This window comes from Pimelobacter simplex (assembly GCF_024662235.1).
Classification (GTDB): domain Bacteria; phylum Actinomycetota; class Actinomycetes; order Propionibacteriales; family Nocardioidaceae; genus Nocardioides.
The window spans coordinates 2,526,721-2,545,944 of record NZ_CP096276.1; the positions used below are offsets into that span (position 1 = coordinate 2,526,721).

22 protein-coding genes are annotated in these 19,224 nt (G+C 67.7%); 10 read left to right on the forward strand and 12 right to left on the reverse strand.

The features are described from left to right. The first annotated feature begins 163 nt into the window (after positions 1–163). The gene (locus tag M0M48_RS12495) at positions 164–430 is read left to right on the forward strand and encodes a DUF4229 domain-containing protein (RefSeq protein WP_257751381.1); all 267 of its coding nucleotides are present in this window, start codon (positions 164–166) and stop codon (positions 428–430) included. A gap of 335 nt (positions 431–765) precedes the next feature. Then, positions 766–1,713: a hypothetical protein gene (locus M0M48_RS12500; protein ID WP_257751382.1), complete on the forward strand. Its 948-nt coding sequence runs from the start codon at positions 766–768 to the stop codon at positions 1,711–1,713. 273 nt (positions 1,714–1,986) lie between these two features. On the opposite strand, the gene M0M48_RS12505 is transcribed toward M0M48_RS12500, so the two are convergent. From M0M48_RS12505 to M0M48_RS12515, 3 genes are all read right to left on the reverse strand, one after another. Further along, the gene (locus M0M48_RS12505; RefSeq protein ID WP_257751383.1) at positions 1,987–2,331 is read right to left on the reverse strand and encodes a flagellar basal body-associated FliL family protein; all 345 of its coding nucleotides are present in this window, start codon (positions 2,329–2,331) and stop codon (positions 1,987–1,989) included. A gap of 173 nt (positions 2,332–2,504) precedes the next feature. Further along, positions 2,505–3,632, reverse strand: coding sequence for a copper resistance D family protein (locus tag M0M48_RS12510; RefSeq protein ID WP_257751384.1), 1,128 nt, complete (start codon positions 3,630–3,632; stop codon positions 2,505–2,507). Between the two features lie 261 nt (positions 3,633–3,893). After that, entirely contained in the window at positions 3,894–4,265 is a 372-nt protein-coding gene (locus M0M48_RS12515; RefSeq protein WP_257751385.1) for an ArsR/SmtB family transcription factor, read from the reverse strand. 230 nt (positions 4,266–4,495) lie between these two features. Here M0M48_RS12515 and M0M48_RS12520 point away from each other — a divergent pair, with 230 nt between their 5' ends. After that, positions 4,496–5,206 (forward strand): cation diffusion facilitator family transporter, encoded by a 711-nt coding sequence (locus M0M48_RS12520; RefSeq protein WP_257751386.1) that lies wholly within the window; start codon positions 4,496–4,498, stop codon positions 5,204–5,206. 54 nt (positions 5,207–5,260) lie between these two features. Continuing rightward, positions 5,261–5,485 (forward strand): hypothetical protein, encoded by a 225-nt coding sequence (locus M0M48_RS31070; RefSeq protein ID WP_374584813.1) that lies wholly within the window; start codon positions 5,261–5,263, stop codon positions 5,483–5,485. A 103-nt stretch (positions 5,486–5,588) separates the two neighbouring features. Here M0M48_RS31070 and M0M48_RS12525 read toward each other — a convergent pair whose 3' ends face one another. From M0M48_RS12525 to M0M48_RS12545, 5 genes are all read right to left on the reverse strand, one after another. Beyond that, on the reverse strand, positions 5,589–6,215 hold the full coding sequence (locus M0M48_RS12525) for a vitamin K epoxide reductase family protein (RefSeq protein ID WP_257751387.1): 627 nt from the start codon (positions 6,213–6,215) through the stop codon (positions 5,589–5,591). Positions 6,216–6,226: 11 nt separating this feature from the next. Continuing rightward, a complete protein-coding gene (locus M0M48_RS12530) occupies positions 6,227–6,886 on the reverse strand; it encodes a DsbA family protein (protein WP_257751388.1) in 660 nt (219 codons plus the stop codon). A 41-nt stretch (positions 6,887–6,927) separates the two neighbouring features. Beyond that, entirely contained in the window at positions 6,928–7,893 is a 966-nt protein-coding gene (locus M0M48_RS12535) for an IS481 family transposase (protein ID WP_257750317.1), read from the reverse strand. Positions 7,894–8,032: 139 nt separating this feature from the next. Beyond that, positions 8,033–8,650: a methyltransferase family protein gene (locus tag M0M48_RS12540; protein ID WP_257751389.1), complete on the reverse strand. Its 618-nt coding sequence runs from the start codon at positions 8,648–8,650 to the stop codon at positions 8,033–8,035. A 111-nt stretch (positions 8,651–8,761) separates the two neighbouring features. After that, on the reverse strand, positions 8,762–9,574 hold the full coding sequence (locus M0M48_RS12545; protein ID WP_257751390.1) for a cytochrome c biogenesis CcdA family protein: 813 nt from the start codon (positions 9,572–9,574) through the stop codon (positions 8,762–8,764). A 118-nt stretch (positions 9,575–9,692) separates the two neighbouring features. Here M0M48_RS12545 and M0M48_RS12550 point away from each other — a divergent pair, with 118 nt between their 5' ends. Genes M0M48_RS12550 through M0M48_RS12570 form a run of 5 tightly spaced genes read left to right on the forward strand, consistent with a single transcriptional unit; the run spans position 9,693 to position 13,233 of the window. After that, positions 9,693–10,049, forward strand: a complete 357-nt coding sequence (locus M0M48_RS12550; RefSeq protein ID WP_257751391.1) for a BlaI/MecI/CopY family transcriptional regulator — start codon at positions 9,693–9,695, stop codon at positions 10,047–10,049. Positions 10,050–10,099: 50 nt separating this feature from the next. Continuing rightward, positions 10,100–10,489, forward strand: coding sequence for an ArsR/SmtB family transcription factor (locus tag M0M48_RS12555; protein ID WP_257751392.1), 390 nt, complete (start codon positions 10,100–10,102; stop codon positions 10,487–10,489). Continuing rightward, complete coding sequence (locus M0M48_RS12560) at positions 10,486–11,337, forward strand: cation transporter (protein ID WP_308220383.1); 852 nt, start codon at positions 10,486–10,488, stop codon at positions 11,335–11,337. Before M0M48_RS12555 ends, M0M48_RS12560 begins: the two co-directional genes overlap by 4 nt. Further along, on the forward strand, positions 11,337–12,254 hold the full coding sequence (locus tag M0M48_RS12565) for a cation diffusion facilitator family transporter (RefSeq protein ID WP_257754481.1): 918 nt from the start codon (positions 11,337–11,339) through the stop codon (positions 12,252–12,254). Before M0M48_RS12560 ends, M0M48_RS12565 begins: the two co-directional genes overlap by 1 nt. 19 nt (positions 12,255–12,273) lie before the next feature. Next, positions 12,274–13,233: a M48 family metalloprotease gene (locus tag M0M48_RS12570; protein WP_257751393.1), complete on the forward strand. Its 960-nt coding sequence runs from the start codon at positions 12,274–12,276 to the stop codon at positions 13,231–13,233. 39 nt (positions 13,234–13,272) lie between these two features. Here M0M48_RS12570 and M0M48_RS12575 read toward each other — a convergent pair whose 3' ends face one another. The 4 genes from M0M48_RS12575 to M0M48_RS12590 form a co-directional block, all read right to left on the reverse strand. Next, complete coding sequence (locus M0M48_RS12575; protein ID WP_257751394.1) at positions 13,273–15,084, reverse strand: cytochrome c oxidase assembly protein; 1,812 nt, start codon at positions 15,082–15,084, stop codon at positions 13,273–13,275. Positions 15,085–15,284: 200 nt separating this feature from the next. Beyond that, positions 15,285–15,956: a copper resistance CopC family protein gene (locus tag M0M48_RS12580; protein WP_257751395.1), complete on the reverse strand. Its 672-nt coding sequence runs from the start codon at positions 15,954–15,956 to the stop codon at positions 15,285–15,287. Between the two features lie 101 nt (positions 15,957–16,057). Beyond that, entirely contained in the window at positions 16,058–16,978 is a 921-nt protein-coding gene (gene ccsB / locus M0M48_RS12585) for a c-type cytochrome biogenesis protein CcsB (RefSeq protein ID WP_257751396.1), read from the reverse strand. After that, the gene (locus M0M48_RS12590; protein WP_257751397.1) at positions 16,975–17,943 is read right to left on the reverse strand and encodes a cytochrome c biogenesis protein ResB; all 969 of its coding nucleotides are present in this window, start codon (positions 17,941–17,943) and stop codon (positions 16,975–16,977) included. Before M0M48_RS12590 ends, ccsB begins: the two co-directional genes overlap by 4 nt. Between M0M48_RS12590 and M0M48_RS12595 the strand changes: the two genes are divergently transcribed. Further along, entirely contained in the window at positions 17,876–19,114 is a 1,239-nt protein-coding gene (locus M0M48_RS12595; RefSeq protein WP_257751311.1) for an IS256 family transposase, read from the forward strand. The two genes, M0M48_RS12590 and M0M48_RS12595, sit on opposite strands and share 68 nt — an antisense overlap. The last annotated feature ends 110 nt before the right edge of the window (positions 19,115–19,224 follow it).

A 19,224-nucleotide genomic window follows, 5' to 3' on the forward strand; every position in this document is an offset into this window, starting at 1 on the left:
CGCTACCAACGTCCTGGCCGGGTACAACTAGTCGCAGCATGAGGGAGCTGTCGTCGCGAGTGATCCTCTCGGTCGCCTGCGTACGTCCCTGCCGAACCTCCTAAATGGTCAACGGCTCCTACGGCGACTTGTTTCAGTAGGTGTCTGGCCTAGGCTCCGTGAGGTGAAGGAGTTTTGGATCTACGCAGCCTTGCGCGCAGGACTGTTTGTCGGCGCGTTCTGCATCGCGTTCGGGGCGTGGTTCATGATCGACGAAAACGTGAACCTGTTGCTTGTCCTCGTCATCGCCTTCCTCGCCAGCGGGGTCGCGTCGTACATCGTCCTCGCGCGTCAGCGGAACGCTCTTGCTGTGAAGGTTGAGCAGCACGCTGGGCGGATGACCGAGAAGTACGAGGAGATGCGGTCCAAGGAAGACAGCTCCGCGGACTGACCCCTGGGTCACCAGGACTGACCTGGGGTGCCGCGCCTTTTCGTAGGGGCCGTGGGTGTCGCAGCGAACAGCCACAGAGTTGGCTGGGGGCAGGGATCTCGGCCGGCTCCGGGGGTGAGCGGGACTGAATGGTCCTTCCAGTTCAGCTCCGCAGGGTCTCAGCCGAATCAGATGGCGTGGCCGCAACCGTCAATTCCAAATCGTTGCGCTCCGCTCGCGCACAGCTGCAACCGCGGACGGTGAGTTCGACGTCGTCGGTACCGTCGTCGGTGCCGTCCGGGGAGCACCACCTGTCGGGTGCCTGCGAGAAGAAGCCTCGCCGCGGGGGTCGGCCAGTGGAGGACCTCGAGTGGCTGCGAGGGCGGCACTCGTTGAGTGACCTGAAAGAGCGGTTCCCGGCTGAATGGGAACGGGTTCATCACGATGTCGCTCAGGTGGTTGCTCGGAACGACGAGGAGGAGATCAAGGCCTACATCCTCGAGGCGTCCCGTCCTGCGCAGAATCTCCCTGGCAGTCGGGTGCGTCCCGCCCGCGAGCGGGTCAGGGCCGAGGCACAGCGACAGATGACGGTACATCTCCTCAAGCACGCGATCGTACGGTCGTCGACTGGCGTTTCCGAGGGTCGGATTCGGTTCAACCTCATCAATGGATTCGTTGCCCAGAAGCTGCTGTTCAGGCGCGACTTGGAGCGTAAGCCTGTCGCGCTTGGGTTGTTCCGGCTGGTGTGGCCCATGCTCTCCCAGCGTCGGCTCTTGATGCCGTTGGTTCAGCCCAAGGGCATCTGGTGCTTCTACTCCTCCAAGCTGGTTTCCCGCCTCGCGGAGCTGATCGGCGACCGGCCGTGTCTCGAGATCGCGGCCGGTGACGGAACCCTGGCACGGTGCTTGACCGAGGCGGGCGTCGATGTCACCGCGACCGACAACTACAGCTGGAACGACACCATCACCTTTCCCGGTGCCGTTCTTCGCCAAGATGCCCGGACGGCGTTGCGAGAGCACCAGCCGGAGGTCGTGATCTGCTCCTGGCCCCCGGCCGGCAACGACTTCGAGAAGCACGTGTTCGCCACCCCCAGCGTGGAGCTCTACATCGTGATCTCGTCCACCAGCGAGCTCAGTACCGGAAACTGGACGTCCTATCGACAGCAGCAGGCCTTCGACTTCTCCATGGACGAGACTCTCAGCGGAATGGTCCTGCCGCCCGAGGTAGGGCACGGGGTTTACATCTTCAAACGGCGTCCGATTCCCCAGCGGGATGGGGGCCACGAAGCCTCGGAGCGAGGGTAGAAGTCACCGGCGGTGCATTTCCTGTGGAGGCCGGGCCCGCCCGGACCGCACTGATCAGGACGGGCTGAGGCCGATCTCGGTCGTGAAGTTGTCTCCCACGAAGACCCAGGCGCCGGTCGTGCGTGACCCCCGGGAGTGCTTCGAGGTAGTGCGTCCAGGCCAACCTTGCCGCCGATCGGATCGGTGCAGAGGCGGGCGTAGACGCACGTCAGGCGTTGCCGAAGTGCCCACTCCCGTGTCGCTCCAGGTCGGTTGAAGGCCGACCTACCTCGTTCATTGGGTTACGAACTCGACGAAGTAGCTGTCGAGGACCTCGTCGGGGTAGAGGCGAGTGAGTTCGTCGGTCAGCGCGGCCTTCAGTTGGTCGCGTTCTTTGGCGTCGTCGACGGCTGAGAGAGGCAGTCCGGAGAATCGGGTGATCGTGGCGTCGAGCGCTTGTGATCCGTCGACTTCCTTGATGCCCTCAGCGAGTTGGAGGGCGATGCCGATCCTCAAGTACCTGCCGGCGGCCAGGTTCAGCTGCACGGGTTCGAGGACCATCACTTCGCCGGGCTCTGGCTCCTTGTCCTTACCTGGCTGGAACTTGAGCCAGGCGACTCCGCCTGCAGCGGTGAGCACACAGATCAGGGCTATCCACCTCGTCAGACGTTTGCCGCTGGGCTGGGGCTGGGGACTTTTCGGCGGCCCGGAACTCGTCTCGGTTGTTGTTTGGGGCATCGGTTGCTCCTGGGCTTGGCTGATCTTCTGCCCTGTGTATTCGGCGCCGCGCGCCCCATTCTTGAGGTTATCTACTATGAAGAATAGGAGTCGGGCCGCTCGGCCTCCCCACACCACGGTGCGGCTCGCCTCTGCTCGGACGTCGCCCCTTGGGACCGATCAACCAGGTGTCGTGTCGTCGCCGGCGAGGGGTCGGGCGGCGGGGTGCGCCCGAGCGCGATCCCCAGGGCGACTGCGACGCACATGACGAGCAACTCGACGCCGGCGAGGGCGGTGAATCGGCGGCGAGCTCGAGCAGTCCAGGTCGGCGTCTTGTCGACGAGTCGTCGACGGTGGAGGAAGCCGACGGCTCCCAGCGCGAGCAGCAGAGTTGCTTTGGCTGCGATCACGGCACCGTAGGGGGAGCTCAGCGCGGACCATGAGCCGAGTCGGAGCACCGCGCTGACCACACCGGACAGGGCCACCAGCGCCAGGCAGCAGGTCGCGGTGACTGAGTATCGGCGGAGCACCGCGTCTCGGTAGCGTCCGATCTGGTCTTGAAGGAATCCGAAGGCCGCCAGTCCTCCGAACCAGATGCTCACGGCGACGAGGTGGGAGAACAGCAGGAGTACGGACTGCTGGTGGTTGGCGTCGGTGGAAGCGTGGCCGGTGGTTGCGATGGGCCACAGGGCCGCGAGCGAGCCGAGGAGGACTGCTACCTCGGTGCCGTCAACCTTTCGTGCGACCAGGCAGCCAACGGCGACGGCCGTGATCATGGCGGTGCCGATCAGGTTGGCCTGACCGAGCTCGACGCTGCGGAAGTACGTCGGCATCGTGGACCACAGGCTGGGCTCGAGGACTGGGATGCCGGCCGTGTCGGAGTAGGTGAGTACGAGGACTGCCGCGCTGGCGATCGCCCACACCCCGGCGCCGATGGTCGACGCCGTGATGCCCCGAGCTCGTGCCTCGGCCAGGCGAGGGCGTGCGCGAGCGTCGCGCGGCAATAAGACCGCCACGACGAACAACAGACCGATTGTGGCCGCCGCCGAGAGGTCGCGAACGCCCCGCGCGACGGGAAGCCCCCAACGGGTAGTCGCGCCGGCGTCGGGTAGGCCCAGGCCCAGGGCGGGCTGAGGGTCTGTCGCGGTGAGGACGGCCAAAGCCACGCCGCCGATCAAGATGGAGCCGACCAGCATTGCAAGAGCGGCAGACCGGTGCGTCACCCCGCTGCTCCTTCGCCCTACCGATTCCTACGACCCCAGGGGTCCCGCCGACCGGCGGCTACATCTCGGGCTCCGCTTTCTACTAATCCTCATAGTAGCTGGAGACGGCAACTCGATGCATGTCGCCCGGATGGTCGTTTCGCCGGGCGTTCGGGAGCGAGTGGACGATCGCTCCATCGGCCGTCGGCGCACAGCCTTGAACCGACCAGCCGAGGGCTTCCCGAAATCGGTTGCCAGATCGACCGAGCCGCCCGGAACGGGCTACTCGTGGACCTGCGCGCCGGTGACCTGGTGATCGGCGTGGAAGAGAGCTTCGACCAGAAGGTTGCGGACGTGCCCTCCGCGCAGTCGGTAGAGGACCCTTCGGCCGTCGCGGGTGCCGACCACCAGTCCGGCGAAGCGAAGCTTGGACAGGTGCTGGCTGGCCGCGGCGGGCGTGCATCCGGCCGCGGTGGCGAGCGACGCTACATCGAGCTGGCCATCGCGAAGGGCCCACAGCATCCGCAAGCGGGTTCCCTCCGCCAAGAGCGCGAACGAGGTGACGGCGGCGGCGACCTGGTCCTCGGAAAGTTCGTCTGGATGCCCGGACGTCGACTCGGCGGCCTGCGGCCTCTCCATCCCGGCATCTCCCACGGGACGACCCTATCTCAGTCCCATCCTCGTCATGTGCATACCTATGCACATGACTCGACATTGATCTCATGACCTCGACGCCTCCGGACCCAACGCAACCCGCCGACAGCAGTCCCGACCACGACACTCCCCCACCCGTCGGCCACGGGCATGGGCACGGGCACGGGCACGGGCACGGGCACGGGCACGAGGGTCAGGGAGAGGCGCACGGCCATGGGCACGCCGGCGGAGTGAAGGGCTTCGTGCTGTCGATCTTCAAGCCGCACAGCCACGATGCCGCGGACTCGATCGACTCTGCGTTGGAGTCGAGCGTCGAGGGAATCCGTGCACTGAAGATCAGTCTGGTCATCCTGGGGCTGACCGCGGTGGCCCAGCTGGCCATCGTCCTGCTGACCGGTTCGGTGGCTCTGCTGGCCGACACCATCCACAACTTCTCCGACGCCTTGACGGCGGTTCCGCTGTGGATCGCGTTCGTGCTCGCCCGTCGGGCACCCACCCGGCGATACACCTACGGCTACGGTGGCGCCGAAGACCTGGCCGTGGTCTTCATCGTTGCGATGATCGCCCTGTCGGCGGTGATCGCGGGGTACGAGTCAATCGATCGCCTGATCAACCCACGCGAGATGAGCAATGTCGGTGTCGTGCTGGCAGCGGGCGTGCTCGGTTTCGTGGCGAACGAGGCCGTGGCCGTCTACCGCATCCGGGTAGGCCGCAAGATCGGATCGGCTGCGCTGGTGGCAAACGGGCTGCACGCGCGCACCGACGGGTTCACGTCGCTGGCGGTCGCTGCGGGTGCGATCGGCGTGATGGCGGGGTTCCCCTTGGCCGACCCGATCGTGGGCCTGCTCATCACGATTGCGATTCTGTTCGTCCTCAAGGGAGCCGCGCGCGACATCTACCGCCGGCTGATGGATGCCGTCGAGCCGGAGGTCCTCGACTAAGCCGAGCAGGTGCTACGCGCAGCTTCGGGGGTCCTCGCGGTCGACTCGCTCAGGATGCGGTGGATCGGCCACCGGCTCCGTGGCGAGGCGGAGATCACGGTCGCCACCGACCTGACGGTCGCCCAGGGCCACCTGATCGCGTCCGAAGCCGAGCAGCGGATGGTGCAGCGGGTGCGAGCGCCTGGACGCGATCACGGTCCACGTGGGTCCGACGCGCACTACTCCGGCACAAGGAGGTCTTGCTGTCACGGCAGGCAATGGCTGAGGCCACGAGGTTGACGCCGGCCCTGGGCAGGACCGATCAGCTGGGCGGTCTGCGCCAAGCTGGCTCTGATGTTGATTCAGCAAGATCGGGCCGCCCGCCGCGACGGGCCGATGAGGCTCAGAGCAGCACGGTGCGCCAGTAGTACCAGAACTGTTCGAGAACCAGTCCCACGATCGTCAGGACCAGGACGATGAGACCGAACAGGTGCCACTCGCGTAGGGCGCGAACGACACGCGAGTGTGCCGCACGTGCTCCAAACGTCCCCGTGCTCGCGTTGTGGAGGGTGACGTACCAGAACATTGGCACGACGACGGCCCACACCGCCATGCAGTAGGGACACAGCGCTCCGATGCGGTAGAGGCTCTGGAAGATCAGCCATCCGACGAACCCCATGCCGAGGGTTACTCCCGCCTGTAGCCCGAGCCAGTACCAGCGGGCAGGGCGGGCGCCGGCCAGGAGGATCGCTCCGGTGGCGATGAGGACCGGGAACGCCGCGACGCCGATCAGCGGGTTGGGGAAGCCGAAGAGCTCGGCCTGCGGCGTCTTCATGACGGAGCCGCAGTTGAGGACCGGGTTGAGGCTGCAGGTCGGGGTGTAGTTGGCGTCGGTGAGCAGTGCGATCTTCTCCAGGACCAGGGAGAAGGCAGCAGTGAGACCGACGGCGCCGCCGACCAGGAGCAAGACGGCGAGTGCCCGGTTGGCTGTCGGCGTCGCAACGGTCTCAGGGGTGTCGCCAGGGCTCATCGGCAGCCGGTTCACTTTGCGAGTGCGTCCTCGATGGCCTTCTCGAAGTCGGCGACGGAGGAAGGTCTGAGCAGCTCGCCGTCGAGGTAGAAGGTGGGTGTTCCCTGGAGGCCGAGTGCGGTTCCGTCGTCGACGTCGCGCTGCACGCGCGAGGCAACCTCGGCCGAGGAGTAGTCGGTGTCGTAGGTCGTCATGTCGAGCCCGAGCTCCACGGCGAAGCTGCGGAAGAGGTCGTCGAGCGGCTCCTGCTTCTCCCCCCACTCGGCCTGGGTCTCATACATCTTGGAGTACATCTCGAGGAACTTGCCCTGCCGGGCGGCGGACTCGACCGCGCGGGCAGCTCGCCCCGAGTTGAAGTGGCCCGGCAGCGGGAAGTAGCGGGCGACGAAGGTGACCCGGTCGCTGTATGTCTCGCGCAGCTGCTCGACGATCGGGTACGCGGCGCGACACGCCTCGCACTCGAAGTCGAGGAACTCGACGAAGGTGACGTCGGTGCTCCCCTTGTCCCCCAGGATCCTGCTGTCGGCGCGGACCAGCCGGCTGTCCGTCCGCCCGCCTGGGGCGTCGGACCCGGGGCTCGCCTCGTCCCGACCTGCCGTCACCAGCAGAACAGCCACCGCGATCACGAAAACCCCAACCAGGGCGAGGGACATCTTCACCTGGGTCTTCATAGCGCACCCTTCGATCGACGACTACTAGGTGTACCCGGCCATCAGGTTGGTAGCAGCCGGCTGATCGGCGGCTTACCTCCGAGTGCGCTGTGGCGGCGTTCAGTGTTGTAGTGCTCGAGCCAGGGCGCAAGGGCGGCTACTCGCTCGTCGTTGCTGGCGAAGGCGCGACGGTAGGCCCACTCGGTGGTCAGGGTCCGGTTGAGGCGCTCCACCTTCCCGTTCTGCCAGGGACAGTGCGGCTTGATGAACCTCTGCTTGATGTCGTGCTCGGCGCATACGGCACGTAGCGACCATCGGTAGGCCCAGGCGTTGTCTGTCATCAGACGCTCGATCCGGGTGATGCCATGGGCTGCGAAGTAGTCGATCGCGCGCTCGAGGAACGCGGCGCAGGTCGGGCCCTTCTCGTCAGGCAGCACCTCGCTGTAGGCCAGGCGGGAGTGGTCGTCGACGAGTGAGTGAACGAAGTCGAACCCGACCTTGGTGTTGCGATCGCGCATGATCGACCCGGCTCCGCGGCCGTGAGCCTTCCAGCCGCCGCCGGCGGGGATCTTGCCGAGCTTCTTGACATCCATGTGGACCAGCTCGCCAGGCCGCTCTCGCTCGTAGCGGGTCGCGGTCTGCTTCGAGGATCGGATCACCTCGCCGGTGATCGGATCCAGCTCGCGAAGGTAGGGCACGTGGTGGCGGCGCAGGATCCGCGACACTGTGCGGGCAGGAACGCCGACCTTCGCTCCGAGGACATCGGGTCCGTCGCGATGCTCGGCACGCGCGGTGAGAACCTTCTGCTCGACCTCGTTGCTGGTCTTGGTGGGCATCGAGTGGGGGCGTGAGGAGCGGGTGGCCAGGCCGTCTTCGCCTTCGGCGGTGTAGCGGTCGATCCAGGTCTTCACGCACTTGCGGGACACGCCCATCGCCGCAGCGATGTGGGCTTGTTTCCAGCCTGCTTGGTGGCGTTGGACGATCAGGCGCCGACCGTGAACGGTCAGCCGGGCACTACCGTGGGACACGAGAACCTCCGGGTTGGAGTGGGCCTTAGACAAGCCACATCCCATTCGGAGGTTCTCGTTCGTTCAACCAGGCTCGCCGCTACCAACGTCCTGGCCGGGTACAACTAGGGCGCATCGTAGATGGCGGTTGGTTGCGGACTCAGCGCTCCCCAAGGCCCAAGCCCGGCACGAAGCGTCCGACTCTGGCGCAGTACGCGGGATAGCTCTCGTTGTGCTGTCGCCTGAGGTACGGCTCCTCGACGACTCGCACCTGCAACTCGATAGCGACCACGAGGAGCAGCCAACCCGCGACGGCAATGATGTTCGGCACGACCAGTACCAGGCCTGCGCCGGTCGCGACCATCGCCGTGAAGATGGGATTGCGGACAACCCGGAATGGGCCCGACATCACGAGCTCGGTCCGTTCCCCCTCGTCGACCCCCACCCTCCAGCTGTCCCCCATGGCCACCTGCGCGAGGAGGGTGCCGCCGATGCCGAGGAGCGCCAAGGCCATGCCGCCCGCCGCTAGGAAGTCATGGTCAAGTGCGTCGAGATCGGCCAGCCCCAAGATGCCGGCAACCGGTCCCAGGGCGCCGAGGAGCAAGGCGGCGCCGAACAAGATCCCGGCCCACCACTCTGCCGAGCCGGGCCGTCCGCTCAGCCCGCGGAAGCCGGAGTCACCGGTACGACGCACCTGGAGCCAGGTCCGGATCCCGAAGCCGACAACCAGGTAGACAGCAAACAAGGAAAGCGCGCCATATGGCGATAGCATCGACATATGACGATGATAGACGCCGGCGGGACCGTCTGGTCAAGAGCGAACGCGGAAGGGAGGCGCTCGGCAGCGATGCGCCAGCCCTGCGATCCCCGCGCCGTACGGCTCGCCGGCCTAGATGGGGGTCTGCCAGTTGGCGACCACTCCCTGGAGGCGCGTCATCAGCTCCAACCACAGGCCGCTGACCTGGAGCAGACCCAGGGCGACCATCGCCATCCCGCCGAGGAGCATGACGCGGTTGGCGTGCTTTCGAGCCCAGCTGAGTCGATCCATGACTCGCGCTACCGAGAAGGCCGCCACCACGAACGGGATCCCGAGTCCGATGCTGTAGGCGAAGGACAGCAAAGCTCCCCTTTCTGCGCCTGCCGAGGATGTGGCGAGGGTGAGCACCGCGGCGAGGGTCGGGCCGATGCACGGGGTCCAGCCGAGCCCGAACATGACGCCGAGCAGCGGGGCTCCAGCCAGTCCAACGCGCGGTCGGTAGGTGAGCCGGAAGCTGCGGCCGGCCAGCGGGACTCTCCAGAGCAGCCCGCTGAACACCAGGCCGAAGATGATCGTGACGACCCCCAGTGCCCGGACCAGGGCCTCTTGATGCTCGATCAGCAATCCGCCCAGGGCGCCGAAGAGCGCGCCGTAGCTAGTGAAGACCGCGGCGAAGCCGAGCACGAACAGGACGGCGCCCAGCATGGTGCGCCGCCCACTTCGCCGGGCCTCCCCCGCCCCCGACGCTCCAGGTATGCCCGGCCCTTCTCCGGCGACGGAGCGCTTGTTGAGTTGCTCTGCGCCGGACATGCCGGTGACGTACGAGAGGTAGCCGGGCACCAGGGGCAGGCAGCAGGGCGAGAGGAAGGACACCAGCCCTGCTGCGGCGGCGAGCCCCACGGCGAGAAGGAGGGGGCCGTCCATGACGATGTCGGTGGCGTTCATGTGTTTGTGGTTGTCCCCGGCGTCTGTGTCGAGCAGTGCGGACTTCGGCCCGCACATCTACTATCGAGCATAGGATAAGTGTTGCTGTAGTCGGCGCGATCGGGAGGAGCAACAGGCCATGAAGGGTCTCGGCGAGCTGGAGGCGCAGGTGATGGAGATCCTGTGGTCGGCCGAATCTGCACTCGTGGTGCGACAGGTACTTGACGCGCTGCCCCAGGATCGGAACCGGGCGTACACGACGGTGATGACCGTGCTCGACAACCTCCACCGCAAGGACTTCGTGCATCGCGATCGCGTCGGCCGGGCGTGGCACTACAGGCCCGCCACGTCGCGCGAGGCCCATGTCGCAGGCCTGATGTCAGAGGCGCTCGACACCGGCGGCGATCGGACCGCCGCATTGGTCCACTTCGTGGAACAGCTGCCCCCCGAGGAGGCCGCCGAGCTTCGGGCCTTGCTGGACCGCTCTCGCGAATGACACGGCCTCCATGTTGACGGGACCACGCCACCTGTCGCTATCATCGCCACATGTCGATGTATAGTGAGGGTGTTGCTACCCCGGCCGACGAGGCGAGCGAGGTCGACGAGCACGCCGCAGCGATCGCCGCGTCCTGCCTGTTCCGCGCAATGGGCGACCCGTCGCGGGTCGCGATCGTGCGTCACCTGCTGCTGGGCGAGCACAACGTCGCCGAGCTCACCTCGCACCTCGGACTGGCACAGTCCACCGTCTCCAAGCACCTTGCCTGCCTGCGCGACTGCGGACTGGTCGAGTCGAGGCCGGTGGGTCGCTCCTCCGTCTTCACCCTGACCCAGCCCGGCGCCGTCGTGAAGGTCTTCGCCGCGACTGAAGAACTCCTTTCGGCCACCGGCGACGCCGTGGTCCTGTGCCCCAGCTCCGGCATCGGAGCCACGGCATGACCACCGCCGGCTCGCCCAACGCCGGCGTGACAGGTAGCAGCGCGACAGGCAGTGGAGTGACAGGCAGGGGCGCATGGGCGGCGCTGGACGCGGACCGCCGCCGACGGCTGATGCGACGAGCACAGCTGCTGGCGGCTGCTTCGGTGACCTACAACGTCATCGAAGCAGTCATCGCCGTGACAGCCGGCCTGGTAGCCGGCTCCGTCGCGCTCGTCGGCTTCGGGCTCGACTCGGTCGTCGAGGTCAGCAGCGGCCTGGTCATCCTCTGGCAGTTCCGGCACCCGCTGCCCGAGTCCCGCGAGCGTCAGGCACTTCGCCTGATGGCCCTCAGCTTCTTCGCGCTCGCCGGCTACGTCACCTTCGAGTCGCTGCGTGCACTCGTCGGCGGCAACGCCCCGGACACCTCGACGGTCGGCATCGCCCTGGCTGCGCTGTCGCTGGCGATCATGCCGTTCCTGTCGTGGGCACAACGCCGCACCGGCCGAGAGCTCGGCTCCGACGCGGTCGTCGCCGACTCCACGCAGACCCTGTTGTGCACCTACCTGTCCGCAGTCTTGCTCGCCGGACTTCTGCTCAACGCCCTCTTGGGGTGGTCCTGGGCAGACCCGCTGGCCGGCCTGATGATCGCCGCTGTCGCGCTTCGCGAGGGCGTCGAGGCCTGGCGCGGAGAGGGATGCGCCTGCGGTCCCGCGCACACCGGAGAGCCGCCTGCTGCACATCCCGCGCATCCCGCGCATCCCGCGGCCGCGTCAGCGCCGCAGGATGCACCAGTCGACGACGGGTGCGGCACATCTTGCTGCCAGCCCGCCTCGACTGTCCCCCTCACCCTTGGACGGAGTGGAGACTGATGGGCGTCGGACACGGACACGGACACGGCCAAGGCGCCGCTCAGGGCCACGCCGGTGGCCGACACCGGTGGCGGCTCGGGCTCTCCTTCGGCCTCGTCGGCTCGTTCTTCGGCGTCGAGCTCGTCACCGGCCTGTGGTCGGGATCGCTGGCCCTGCTGTCCGACGCCGGCCACATGGCCGCCGACGTCGTCGCGCTCGGCGCCGCACTCGCTGCCACCCGGATCGCCACGATGAAGGACCGCACGGGCCGCAAGACCTTCGGCTCCTACCGAGCAGAGGTCTTCGCGTCCGGCCTGACCGTGCTCCTCATGCTCGGCGCCGGCGCATACGTCGCAATCGAGGGCCTGCGCCGGATCGGGCAGAGCGTCGAGCTCGAGTCCGGCGCAGTGATGGTCGTCGGCACCATCGGGTTGCTGATCAACATCGCTGCCCTGATGCTGCTGCGCGGCGGAGCCGGCGAAAGCCTCAACGTCAAGGGTGCCTACCTCGAGGTGGTCGCCGACACCGTCGGTTCCGTCGGGGTCATCGCTGCGGGCCTGATGGTGGCCCTCACCGGCAGCGTGTGGTGGGACACCGGCATCGCCCTCGCGATCGCCGCGTTCGTCGTCGTCCGCGCCGTGATGCTGGGCCGAGAGGTACTGACCGTGCTCGGCCAGCACGCACCGGCCGGCATGGATCCCGCCGAGGTCGAGGCAACGCTCATTGGCGTTGACGGGGTGGACGAGGTCCACGACCTGCATCTGTGGACGCTGACGTCGGGCATGAACGTCGCCACAGCGCACCTGGTCGCGGCCCCCGGCTCGTCGCCTGCGGTCCTCGTCGCCGCCCGAGCGGCTCTGCGTGATCGGTACGGCGTCGAGCACGCCACCTTGCAGGTCGAATCGGATGCCACGGCGTGCACGGAGCTGTCATGGTGACAGGCCAGGGCGTCGTCCGATGACCGCGGCGCTCGCTCTGCTGGCCTTCGCCGCCCTGGTCCGAACATCGGCGCTTCGGGTCTTGCCCGGTGCAGCCTGGCCGCGGCGCGCGCCCCGCTTGGGCGTCGTCGCCTGGCAGGCAGTGACCCTCGCCGTGCCGGCGTCGGTGATCCTGGCCGGGCTCGCGCTCGCCGTCCCCGTGCTTCCCGTCGCCGCAGAGGACATGTCCGATGTTCTCGGTGCCTGCGCGCTGCTGCTACGCGAGCACTATGAAACCCCTGGCGGCTTCATCGTCGGCTTCTTTGGGTTGCTGGGAGCGGTGGCGCTCTCAGCGCGCTGGGGATTCAGCGTGGCGGGTGAACTGCGGACGGTGCACCGTCATCGGGCTCGCCAGCGTGACGGCTTCGCTCTCGTCAGCAGGCGAGACGTGCTGAGCGGCACGTGGGTGGTCGACGACGAGCGGCCCGCGGTCTTCTGCATCCCCGGCCATCCCGCCCGCGTGGTGGTCACCACCGGCGCACTGAGCGTTCTCACCCCACAGCAGCGGGTTCTAGCGCTGGCACACGAGAAAGCGCACCTCACCGGTCGCCACCACCTGGCGCTGACTCTGGCCGCTGCCGCCCGACGGGCCCACCCCCGCAGTCGCCTGTTCGCTGTCGCCGAGGCAGAGACCGCGATGCTGGTGGAGATGCATGCTGACGACCGCGCGGCCGTTGCGTCGGATCGCCCGCAGCTGGCGGCAGCGCTGGTGAAGCTGGCAGCGGGTCCGCAGCCGGTGGGGACGATGGCGATCAACGGGGGGCCCGCGATTCAACGTGTTCAACGTCTGTTGACCACCGGTCCGGCGCTGACGCAGCATCAGCGGTGGTCGATCCGTTTGACGGCGGCCACCTTGATGCTCGCGCCGGTCTTGATCGCTGCCGCGCCGGCGCTGGAGGCGGCGCTCCTCGACTACTGCCGGCTGCCGATCCACACCTGACCCCGGGCTACCGGGCGGGCTGTCGGCCTGTTGTCCGGCTCAGCTGGGCTCGGTATCGGCTGACCGGGATCGGCCCGCCGAGCTCAGGTAGGCGTTGTACTGCGACAGCGCCTGGTCGTTGTCGCGGTCGGCTTGGCGATCAAGGCGCTTGGCCTCGCGGTGGTCGTCGCGTACCCAGGACCACACCACGGCGACCGCGAGAATCGCGAGCGGGTATTCGCCGAGGCCCCAGCCCAGCGAGGCCCCGAGGTACTGGTCATCTTGTGGACTGCGGCCCCACGTGCGCTCGAGGGAGGTGAACCAGTCTCCAGCGAGGAGCTGGGTTGCGCTCATCAGGGAGATCGAGAACAGCGCATGGAAACCGAACACGACCATCACCAGCAGCACGCGCAACGGATAGATGGGTCGCTTGGGTCCGGGATCGACGCCGCAGATGACGTTGGCGAACAGGTAGCCGGCGAAGAGGAAGTGCGCCGTCATCAGTAGATGCATGGTGTGTCCGCGCAGCGAGGACTCGAACGCGGAGGAGTAGTAAAAGGCGATCATGCCGACCACGAACATGGTTGCCGCGACGATCGGGTTCCCGAGCAGACGCGCTGGCCAGGAGTGGACCGCGAGCAGGAGCCATTCGCGGGCACCGCGCGAGCCGTCGTCGCGGCGCACGAGGGCCCGGAGTCCGAGCGTTACCGGTGCGCCGAGCACGAGGAAGCTCGGCACGGCGGTGGCGACCGTCATGTGCTGCACCATGTGCATGCTGAAGAGCACGTCTCCATAAGCTCCGGGTGGACCGCTCGTTGCCCACAGCAACGTGAAGCAGCCGAAGAGCCAGGCGATCGTACGGCCGGTCGACCACCGGTCGCCCCGGCGACGCAGCCGCCGCACCCCCAGCAGGTAGATCACCGCGGCAGCGACGGCAATCGGAGCCCAGAAGGAGTCGATGCGCCACACGTTGAACCATTGGGCCAGCCCGAGCGGTGGGGGCATGGCGTGGCCGAGGAGCTCCTCAGTAGGCGTGGGCACCGCCGAGGCTGCCGCCCCGGGCGGCGGTGTCCGCCCCAACGCGGCACCGGCGCCGGCCGCGAAGGCGAGGAGGAGGATCTCGGCCACCGCTATCACGGTGAAGGCACGACGATCTCCCGTGTCCTGCAGCCGGGTGAGCAGCCGTGAGCGCTGCCACCAGCCAGCGAGGCCGAGGAGCCCGAAGACCACAACCTTCACGACGAGGATCGCCCCGTAGGAGCTGGCGAGGTCGGCAAGTTGGGAAACACGGAGCAGCGCAGCCGCGGTGCCGGAGACCGCGATGGCAACGAAGCACCATCCGGCGATCCTGGAGTAGCGACGTGCAGCGACGGAGAGGTCGAGACCGGGATCGCGGCGTACCCAGAGCAGCGCGACCAGTCCGCCGAACCACAGCCCGATGCCGAGCACGTGGAGGAACTGGAGGTTGACCGCGAGATCGTGATTGGCATCGGAGGCGGCGTGACCGGTCAGCGCCACCGTCCACAGGGCGGCGACCGTCAGGACGACCGCCCCGGCGAGCCCGGTCGTCGTACGTGCAGACAGGGCGATGAACGTGACGACGGCGGCGAGGGCAACGTTCCAGCCGAGGTACTCCCCCGCGTCCATCTCAGAGATGAAGAACCTCAGCTGCTGCATCGTGGTGGATGAGGGTTCGATGCCGGCGATGTCGGCGAAGCTCAGCACCAGCTGGATGCAACCCGAGACCAACCACATCGTGCCCGTGGCGACCGCCAGCCAGGCGAGTCGAAGCTGAGAGGCCGCCAGCAGACCGGCCTTCTTGCCGGGCAGGATCAGCACAGCCACCGTGAGAGCACCGAGGGTGAGGAGCATCGCGGTGTCGCGTACGGCTCGGCTGGCGGGTAGTCCCCACCGGGTGAGGGCGCCGGGATCCGGGAGCCCGACCGCTGATGCCTGCGGCATCGCCCCGGTCACGATCAGCAAAGAGACTGCTACTCCGCCTGCAACGGTGACGGCGGCTGCTGGGACCAGGGCGGTGAGCCCGGCACGTGCGACGCGTCCGTCGGGGTTACTCATTCCTCTTCTTTCCGGCGGGTCAGCCAGACAAGCACCGCAGTGACGCCCATCGCGGCGATCAGGCCGATCAGGATCGTGGCGAGCGTCTGGCTGCCGCCGCCGGCGGAACGAGACAGCCCGGGGTCAGCAGTAGGGGCAGAGCTGTCGTCCGACGAGGGCTGACTCGGAGTCTGGGTAGAGGAGGACTCAGGTGCCTGATCGGTCTCGCCGGTCGTACCCGGCCCTGATGAGGCTGACGACGATGACGTCGAAGAGGGCCCCGGGGACGGTTCGGACGTGGCAGACGGATCCGGTGCAGCGGCGCGGACCTTGAAGTCGACGGTTCCGTCGATCGGGTGACCATCGGCTGAGGTGACCCGATATGCGATCCGCCAGCGGTCCGCGTCGCTGGTCTGAAGATCCGCGGGCACGGCGGCAGTCACCTTGGGGCCCTTCACGGTGACATCGACCGAAGTCGGCTGGCCACCCGAGACGGGGGTGAGGGTGACTGCGGCGAACTCCGGGGCGATGTTCTGGTTGAAGGTCAGCTGGAGCTGCGTCGGCATCTGATCGAGCACCTGGTCCTGAGCCGGGTTCGAGGAGGCGAGCTCGCTGTGTGCTGTCGCTGGTGACGCGCTGGCGACGAGCAGCAGGAAGGTGGCCAGGGCACCGAAAACGAGAGTGGCCACTGCGCCACGCGTACCTCGGCCACCTGACTCGACGAAGCGGCGGCTCGAGGTGTGATCTGTCAGGGACACGGGTTCTCCTTGCGCTCGTGGGGGGAGGAGGGTCAGACGCCGGCGTAGGAGTGGAGCCCGGTGATCCACAGGTTCACGCCGAAGAAGTTGAAGAGGAAGGCGGCATAGCCCGCCAGGGCGAACCACGCGGCCCGGGTCCCGCGCCAACCGGCGGTGGCCTGGGCGTGGAGGTGGGCTGCGTAGAGAACCCAGGTGATGAAGGCCCAGGTCTCCTTGGGGTCCCAGCCCCAGTAGCGGCCCCAGGAGTTCTCGGCCCAGATGGCGCCGGCGATCACGGCGAAGGTCCAGATCGGGAACGCGAACATGTGCGCGGCGTGCGCGACCTGTTCGAGGGTTGAGGCCGACGGAAGGCTGGCGGCGTAGCCGCGACGCGGGCTGCCCGAAGCGTCCGAGTTGCCAATGGGGTCGGCGGTGGCGCGTCGCTCGAGGCGGGTCCGGACGAGGAACAAGGCGGTGGCGACGGCGCCCACGGTGAACACTCCCCCACCCGTGATTGCGGCGGCGACATGGATGACGAGCCAGTAGGAGTCCAGGACGGGGACGAGCGCCCCGGCCGGCGTGTAGAGCACGGTCACCGCGAGCCCGAGTGCCAGGAGGATCAGGCCGACGATCCACACTCCGAAGGCCCGCACCGGCAGCCTGGCGAGAAACGCGAGGTAGGCCGCTCCGGCCGCGACCGAGCACACCAGGACGAACTCGTACATGTTGCCCCACGGCACGCGTCCGGCAGCGAACCCGCGGCTGATGGTGCCGCCGACGGTGAGGGCGAAGGCGAGCACGGTCAAGGAGGTGCCGATGGCTCCGACGAGGCGCGTGCGTTCGGTGGGTGTCGCTGCGCCGGTCGCGGTCCGCCGGGCGGCTTCGGCCGAGTAGGACAGCATCGCGAGCGCGTAGACGGCGATGGCTGCGTACACGAGGCTGTTGGAGAGCTGTGCGAGCGTCTGGTTGGTCATGCGTGGGGGTCCTTGTCTGCCGGGTCCGCCGGGGCTGCCGGAGACGTTGGCCCGCCAAGGGCCATGACGAGGTTGCTGATCTCTGCGTGGCGCGGGAGCCGGCGGGTCAGTGAGTGGCCGGCGGTCTCGACGAGGAAGCCGGAGGATTGCGTCGGGCTGATCCGTACCCAGATCCGCCGGCGTCGGATGATCAGCGACGTGGTGAGGCCGATCAGGATCGCGATCGCGGCGGCGAGGGTGACTTCCTTGCCGGGGTCGTAGGCGATCTGGAAGTTGGCGAAGCGGGAGACCCCGTCGAAGGTCAGCGAGCCCTGTCCGTCGGGCAGGGTCATGGTCTCGCCCACCTCGAGCGCTTGGGCGAAGGGCTTGCCGTCGGCTTGGACCTGGGTGAGGCCGTCGCGGTCGAGGGCGAACACGGACTGCGGGACGCCGTCCTCCAGGCCCAGGTCACCGGTCCACGCTGTGAGGAACAGCTGCGGGTCGAGAGCGTCGGGGAACATCGAGTAAGGCCCCTGGGGGCCCACGTCTGCCGTCGGGAGGAACAGGCCCTCGAAGGCGAGCTGGGTCGGCTGGGCGTCGGGGACCTTCACGACGCCTTCGGAGCTGTTGTTGGCGTCCAGAGGCAAGAAGAGGACTGGCCCTGTGAAAACAACCTTGCCGCGGCCATCGCGAACGGTCACGCGAGGGGCGTAGCCGTTGCCGGTCAGGAAGAACTTGGTCTCGTCGACGTCGAGAGGCTCGTTGGGCCGTACGGTCGTGCGCTGCTGGGCTCCCCTGAGGAGAGTCCCGTGGAGTGGTGGGGTTTGAGGGTCAGCGGCGGGGCTGCGTGAAGTAGGCGGCCATCGGCGGGATCTTCGGTGTGAAACGACCAAGTCACGCACTGAAGGAGAACCACCGATGGCCTTGTCCCAGTCTGCCCTGTCTGAGTTGCTCGAGGCGTTCCGCACCGGCGATGGCGTCGACATGATCCGCGAGTCGGTCCGCACTGTGCTCCAAGAGCTCGTCGAGTTCGAAGCTGCGGGCGCGATCGGCGCCGAGCGCTACGAGCGCACCGAGGACCGCGTCACCGAACGCAACGGCACCCGTCCCAAGCTGCTGGCTACCAAGGCCGGCGACGTCGAGCTGCGGATCCCCAAGCTCCGCAAGGGATCGTTCTTCCCTTCGATCCTGGAGCCGCGGCGCCGGATCGACCAAGCGCTGTACGCGGTGGTGATGGAGGCCTACGTCCACGGCATCTCGACCAGGAGCGTGGACGACCTGGTCGTCGCCCTCGGCGCCGACTCCGGGATCAGCAAGTCCGAGGTCTCCCGGATCTGTGAGCAGCTCGATGAGTCGGTCGGCGCGTTCCGCACCCGGCCGCTGGACCACACGCCCTTCCCGTACGTCTACCTCGACGCGACCTACCTCCACGTCCGGAACAAGCCCGGCAAGGGCGGCCAGGTCGTATCCATGGCGGTCGTGGTCGCCACCGGGATCGCCGCCGACGGCAGCAGGGAGGTCCTCGGACTCGACGTCGGCGACAGCGAGGACGAGACGTTCTGGCGAAGCTTCCTGCTCAGCCTCAAGCAGCGCGGCCTGTCCGGAGTGCAGCTGGTCATCAGCGATCAGCACTCCGGGCTCGTGAAGGCGTTGAAGCGGTCCTTCCAAGGCTCCGCGCACCAGCGCTGCCGGGTCCACTTCGCCCGCAACCTGCTCGCGCACGTGCCCAAGAGCCACGCCGACATGGTCGCCGCGGTGTTCCGCACGATCTTCGCCCAGCCCGATCCCGAGGCCGTCGCCGCCGCGTGGGACGAGGTCCGCGACCAGCTCGCCAAGTCGTTCCCCAAGGTCGCTCCGCTGATGGACGAGGCCAAGGCCGAGGTCCTCGCGTTCACCGCGTTCCCCAAGGCCCACTGGCGCAAGATCTGGTCCACCAACCCGCTCGAGCGGGTCAACAAGGAGATCAAGCGCCGCAGCCGAGTGGTCGGGATCTTCCCGAACGCGGCCGCCGTGATCAGACTGGTCGGCGCGGTCCTCATCGACATGCACGACGAGTGGATCGCCGGCGATCGCCGCTACCTCTCAGAGGAGTCCATGGCGCTGCTCAACGACCCGATGGATACTGGTGACCACGCCGCCATCGACAGCGGCGAGTAGGACACCGAGGATCCCCTCAAAGCCCACCACCCCGCGGGGCTCTGTCCTCCCCTGCCGCTCTGGTAGGTGATCCGTGCACTGAACTGGCTCGGCTGACCCGGGTTGGGGCC

Coding starts and splice junctions, on each gene's coding strand:
- M0M48_RS31070 (WP_374584813.1), top strand. CDS start 5,261: ATGCGGTGGATCGGCCACCGGCTCCGTGGCGAGGCGGAGATCACGGTC.
- M0M48_RS12525 (WP_257751387.1), bottom strand. CDS start 6,215: ATGAGCCCTGGCGACACCCCTGAGACCGTTGCGACGCCGACAGCCAAC.
- M0M48_RS12530 (WP_257751388.1), bottom strand. CDS start 6,886: ATGAAGACCCAGGTGAAGATGTCCCTCGCCCTGGTTGGGGTTTTCGTG.
- M0M48_RS12540 (WP_257751389.1), bottom strand. CDS start 8,650: ATGTCGATGCTATCGCCATATGGCGCGCTTTCCTTGTTTGCTGTCTAC.
- M0M48_RS12545 (WP_257751390.1), bottom strand. CDS start 9,574: ATGAACGCCACCGACATCGTCATGGACGGCCCCCTCCTTCTCGCCGTG.
- M0M48_RS12550 (WP_257751391.1), top strand. CDS start 9,693: ATGAAGGGTCTCGGCGAGCTGGAGGCGCAGGTGATGGAGATCCTGTGG.
- M0M48_RS12555 (WP_257751392.1), top strand. CDS start 10,100: ATGTCGATGTATAGTGAGGGTGTTGCTACCCCGGCCGACGAGGCGAGC.
- M0M48_RS12560 (WP_308220383.1), top strand. CDS start 10,486: ATGACCACCGCCGGCTCGCCCAACGCCGGCGTGACAGGTAGCAGCGCG.
- M0M48_RS12565 (WP_257754481.1), top strand. CDS start 11,337: ATGGGCGTCGGACACGGACACGGACACGGCCAAGGCGCCGCTCAGGGC.
- M0M48_RS12570 (WP_257751393.1), top strand. CDS start 12,274: ATGACCGCGGCGCTCGCTCTGCTGGCCTTCGCCGCCCTGGTCCGAACA.
- M0M48_RS12575 (WP_257751394.1), bottom strand. CDS start 15,084: ATGCTCCTCACCCTCGGTGCTCTCACGGTGGCTGTGCTGATCCTGCCC.
- ccsB (WP_257751396.1), bottom strand. CDS start 16,978: ATGACCAACCAGACGCTCGCACAGCTCTCCAACAGCCTCGTGTACGCA.
- M0M48_RS12595 (WP_257751311.1), top strand. CDS start 17,876: ATGGCCTTGTCCCAGTCTGCCCTGTCTGAGTTGCTCGAGGCGTTCCGC.
- M0M48_RS12590 (WP_257751397.1), bottom strand. CDS start 17,943: ATGTCGACGCCATCGCCGGTGCGGAACGCCTCGAGCAACTCAGACAGG.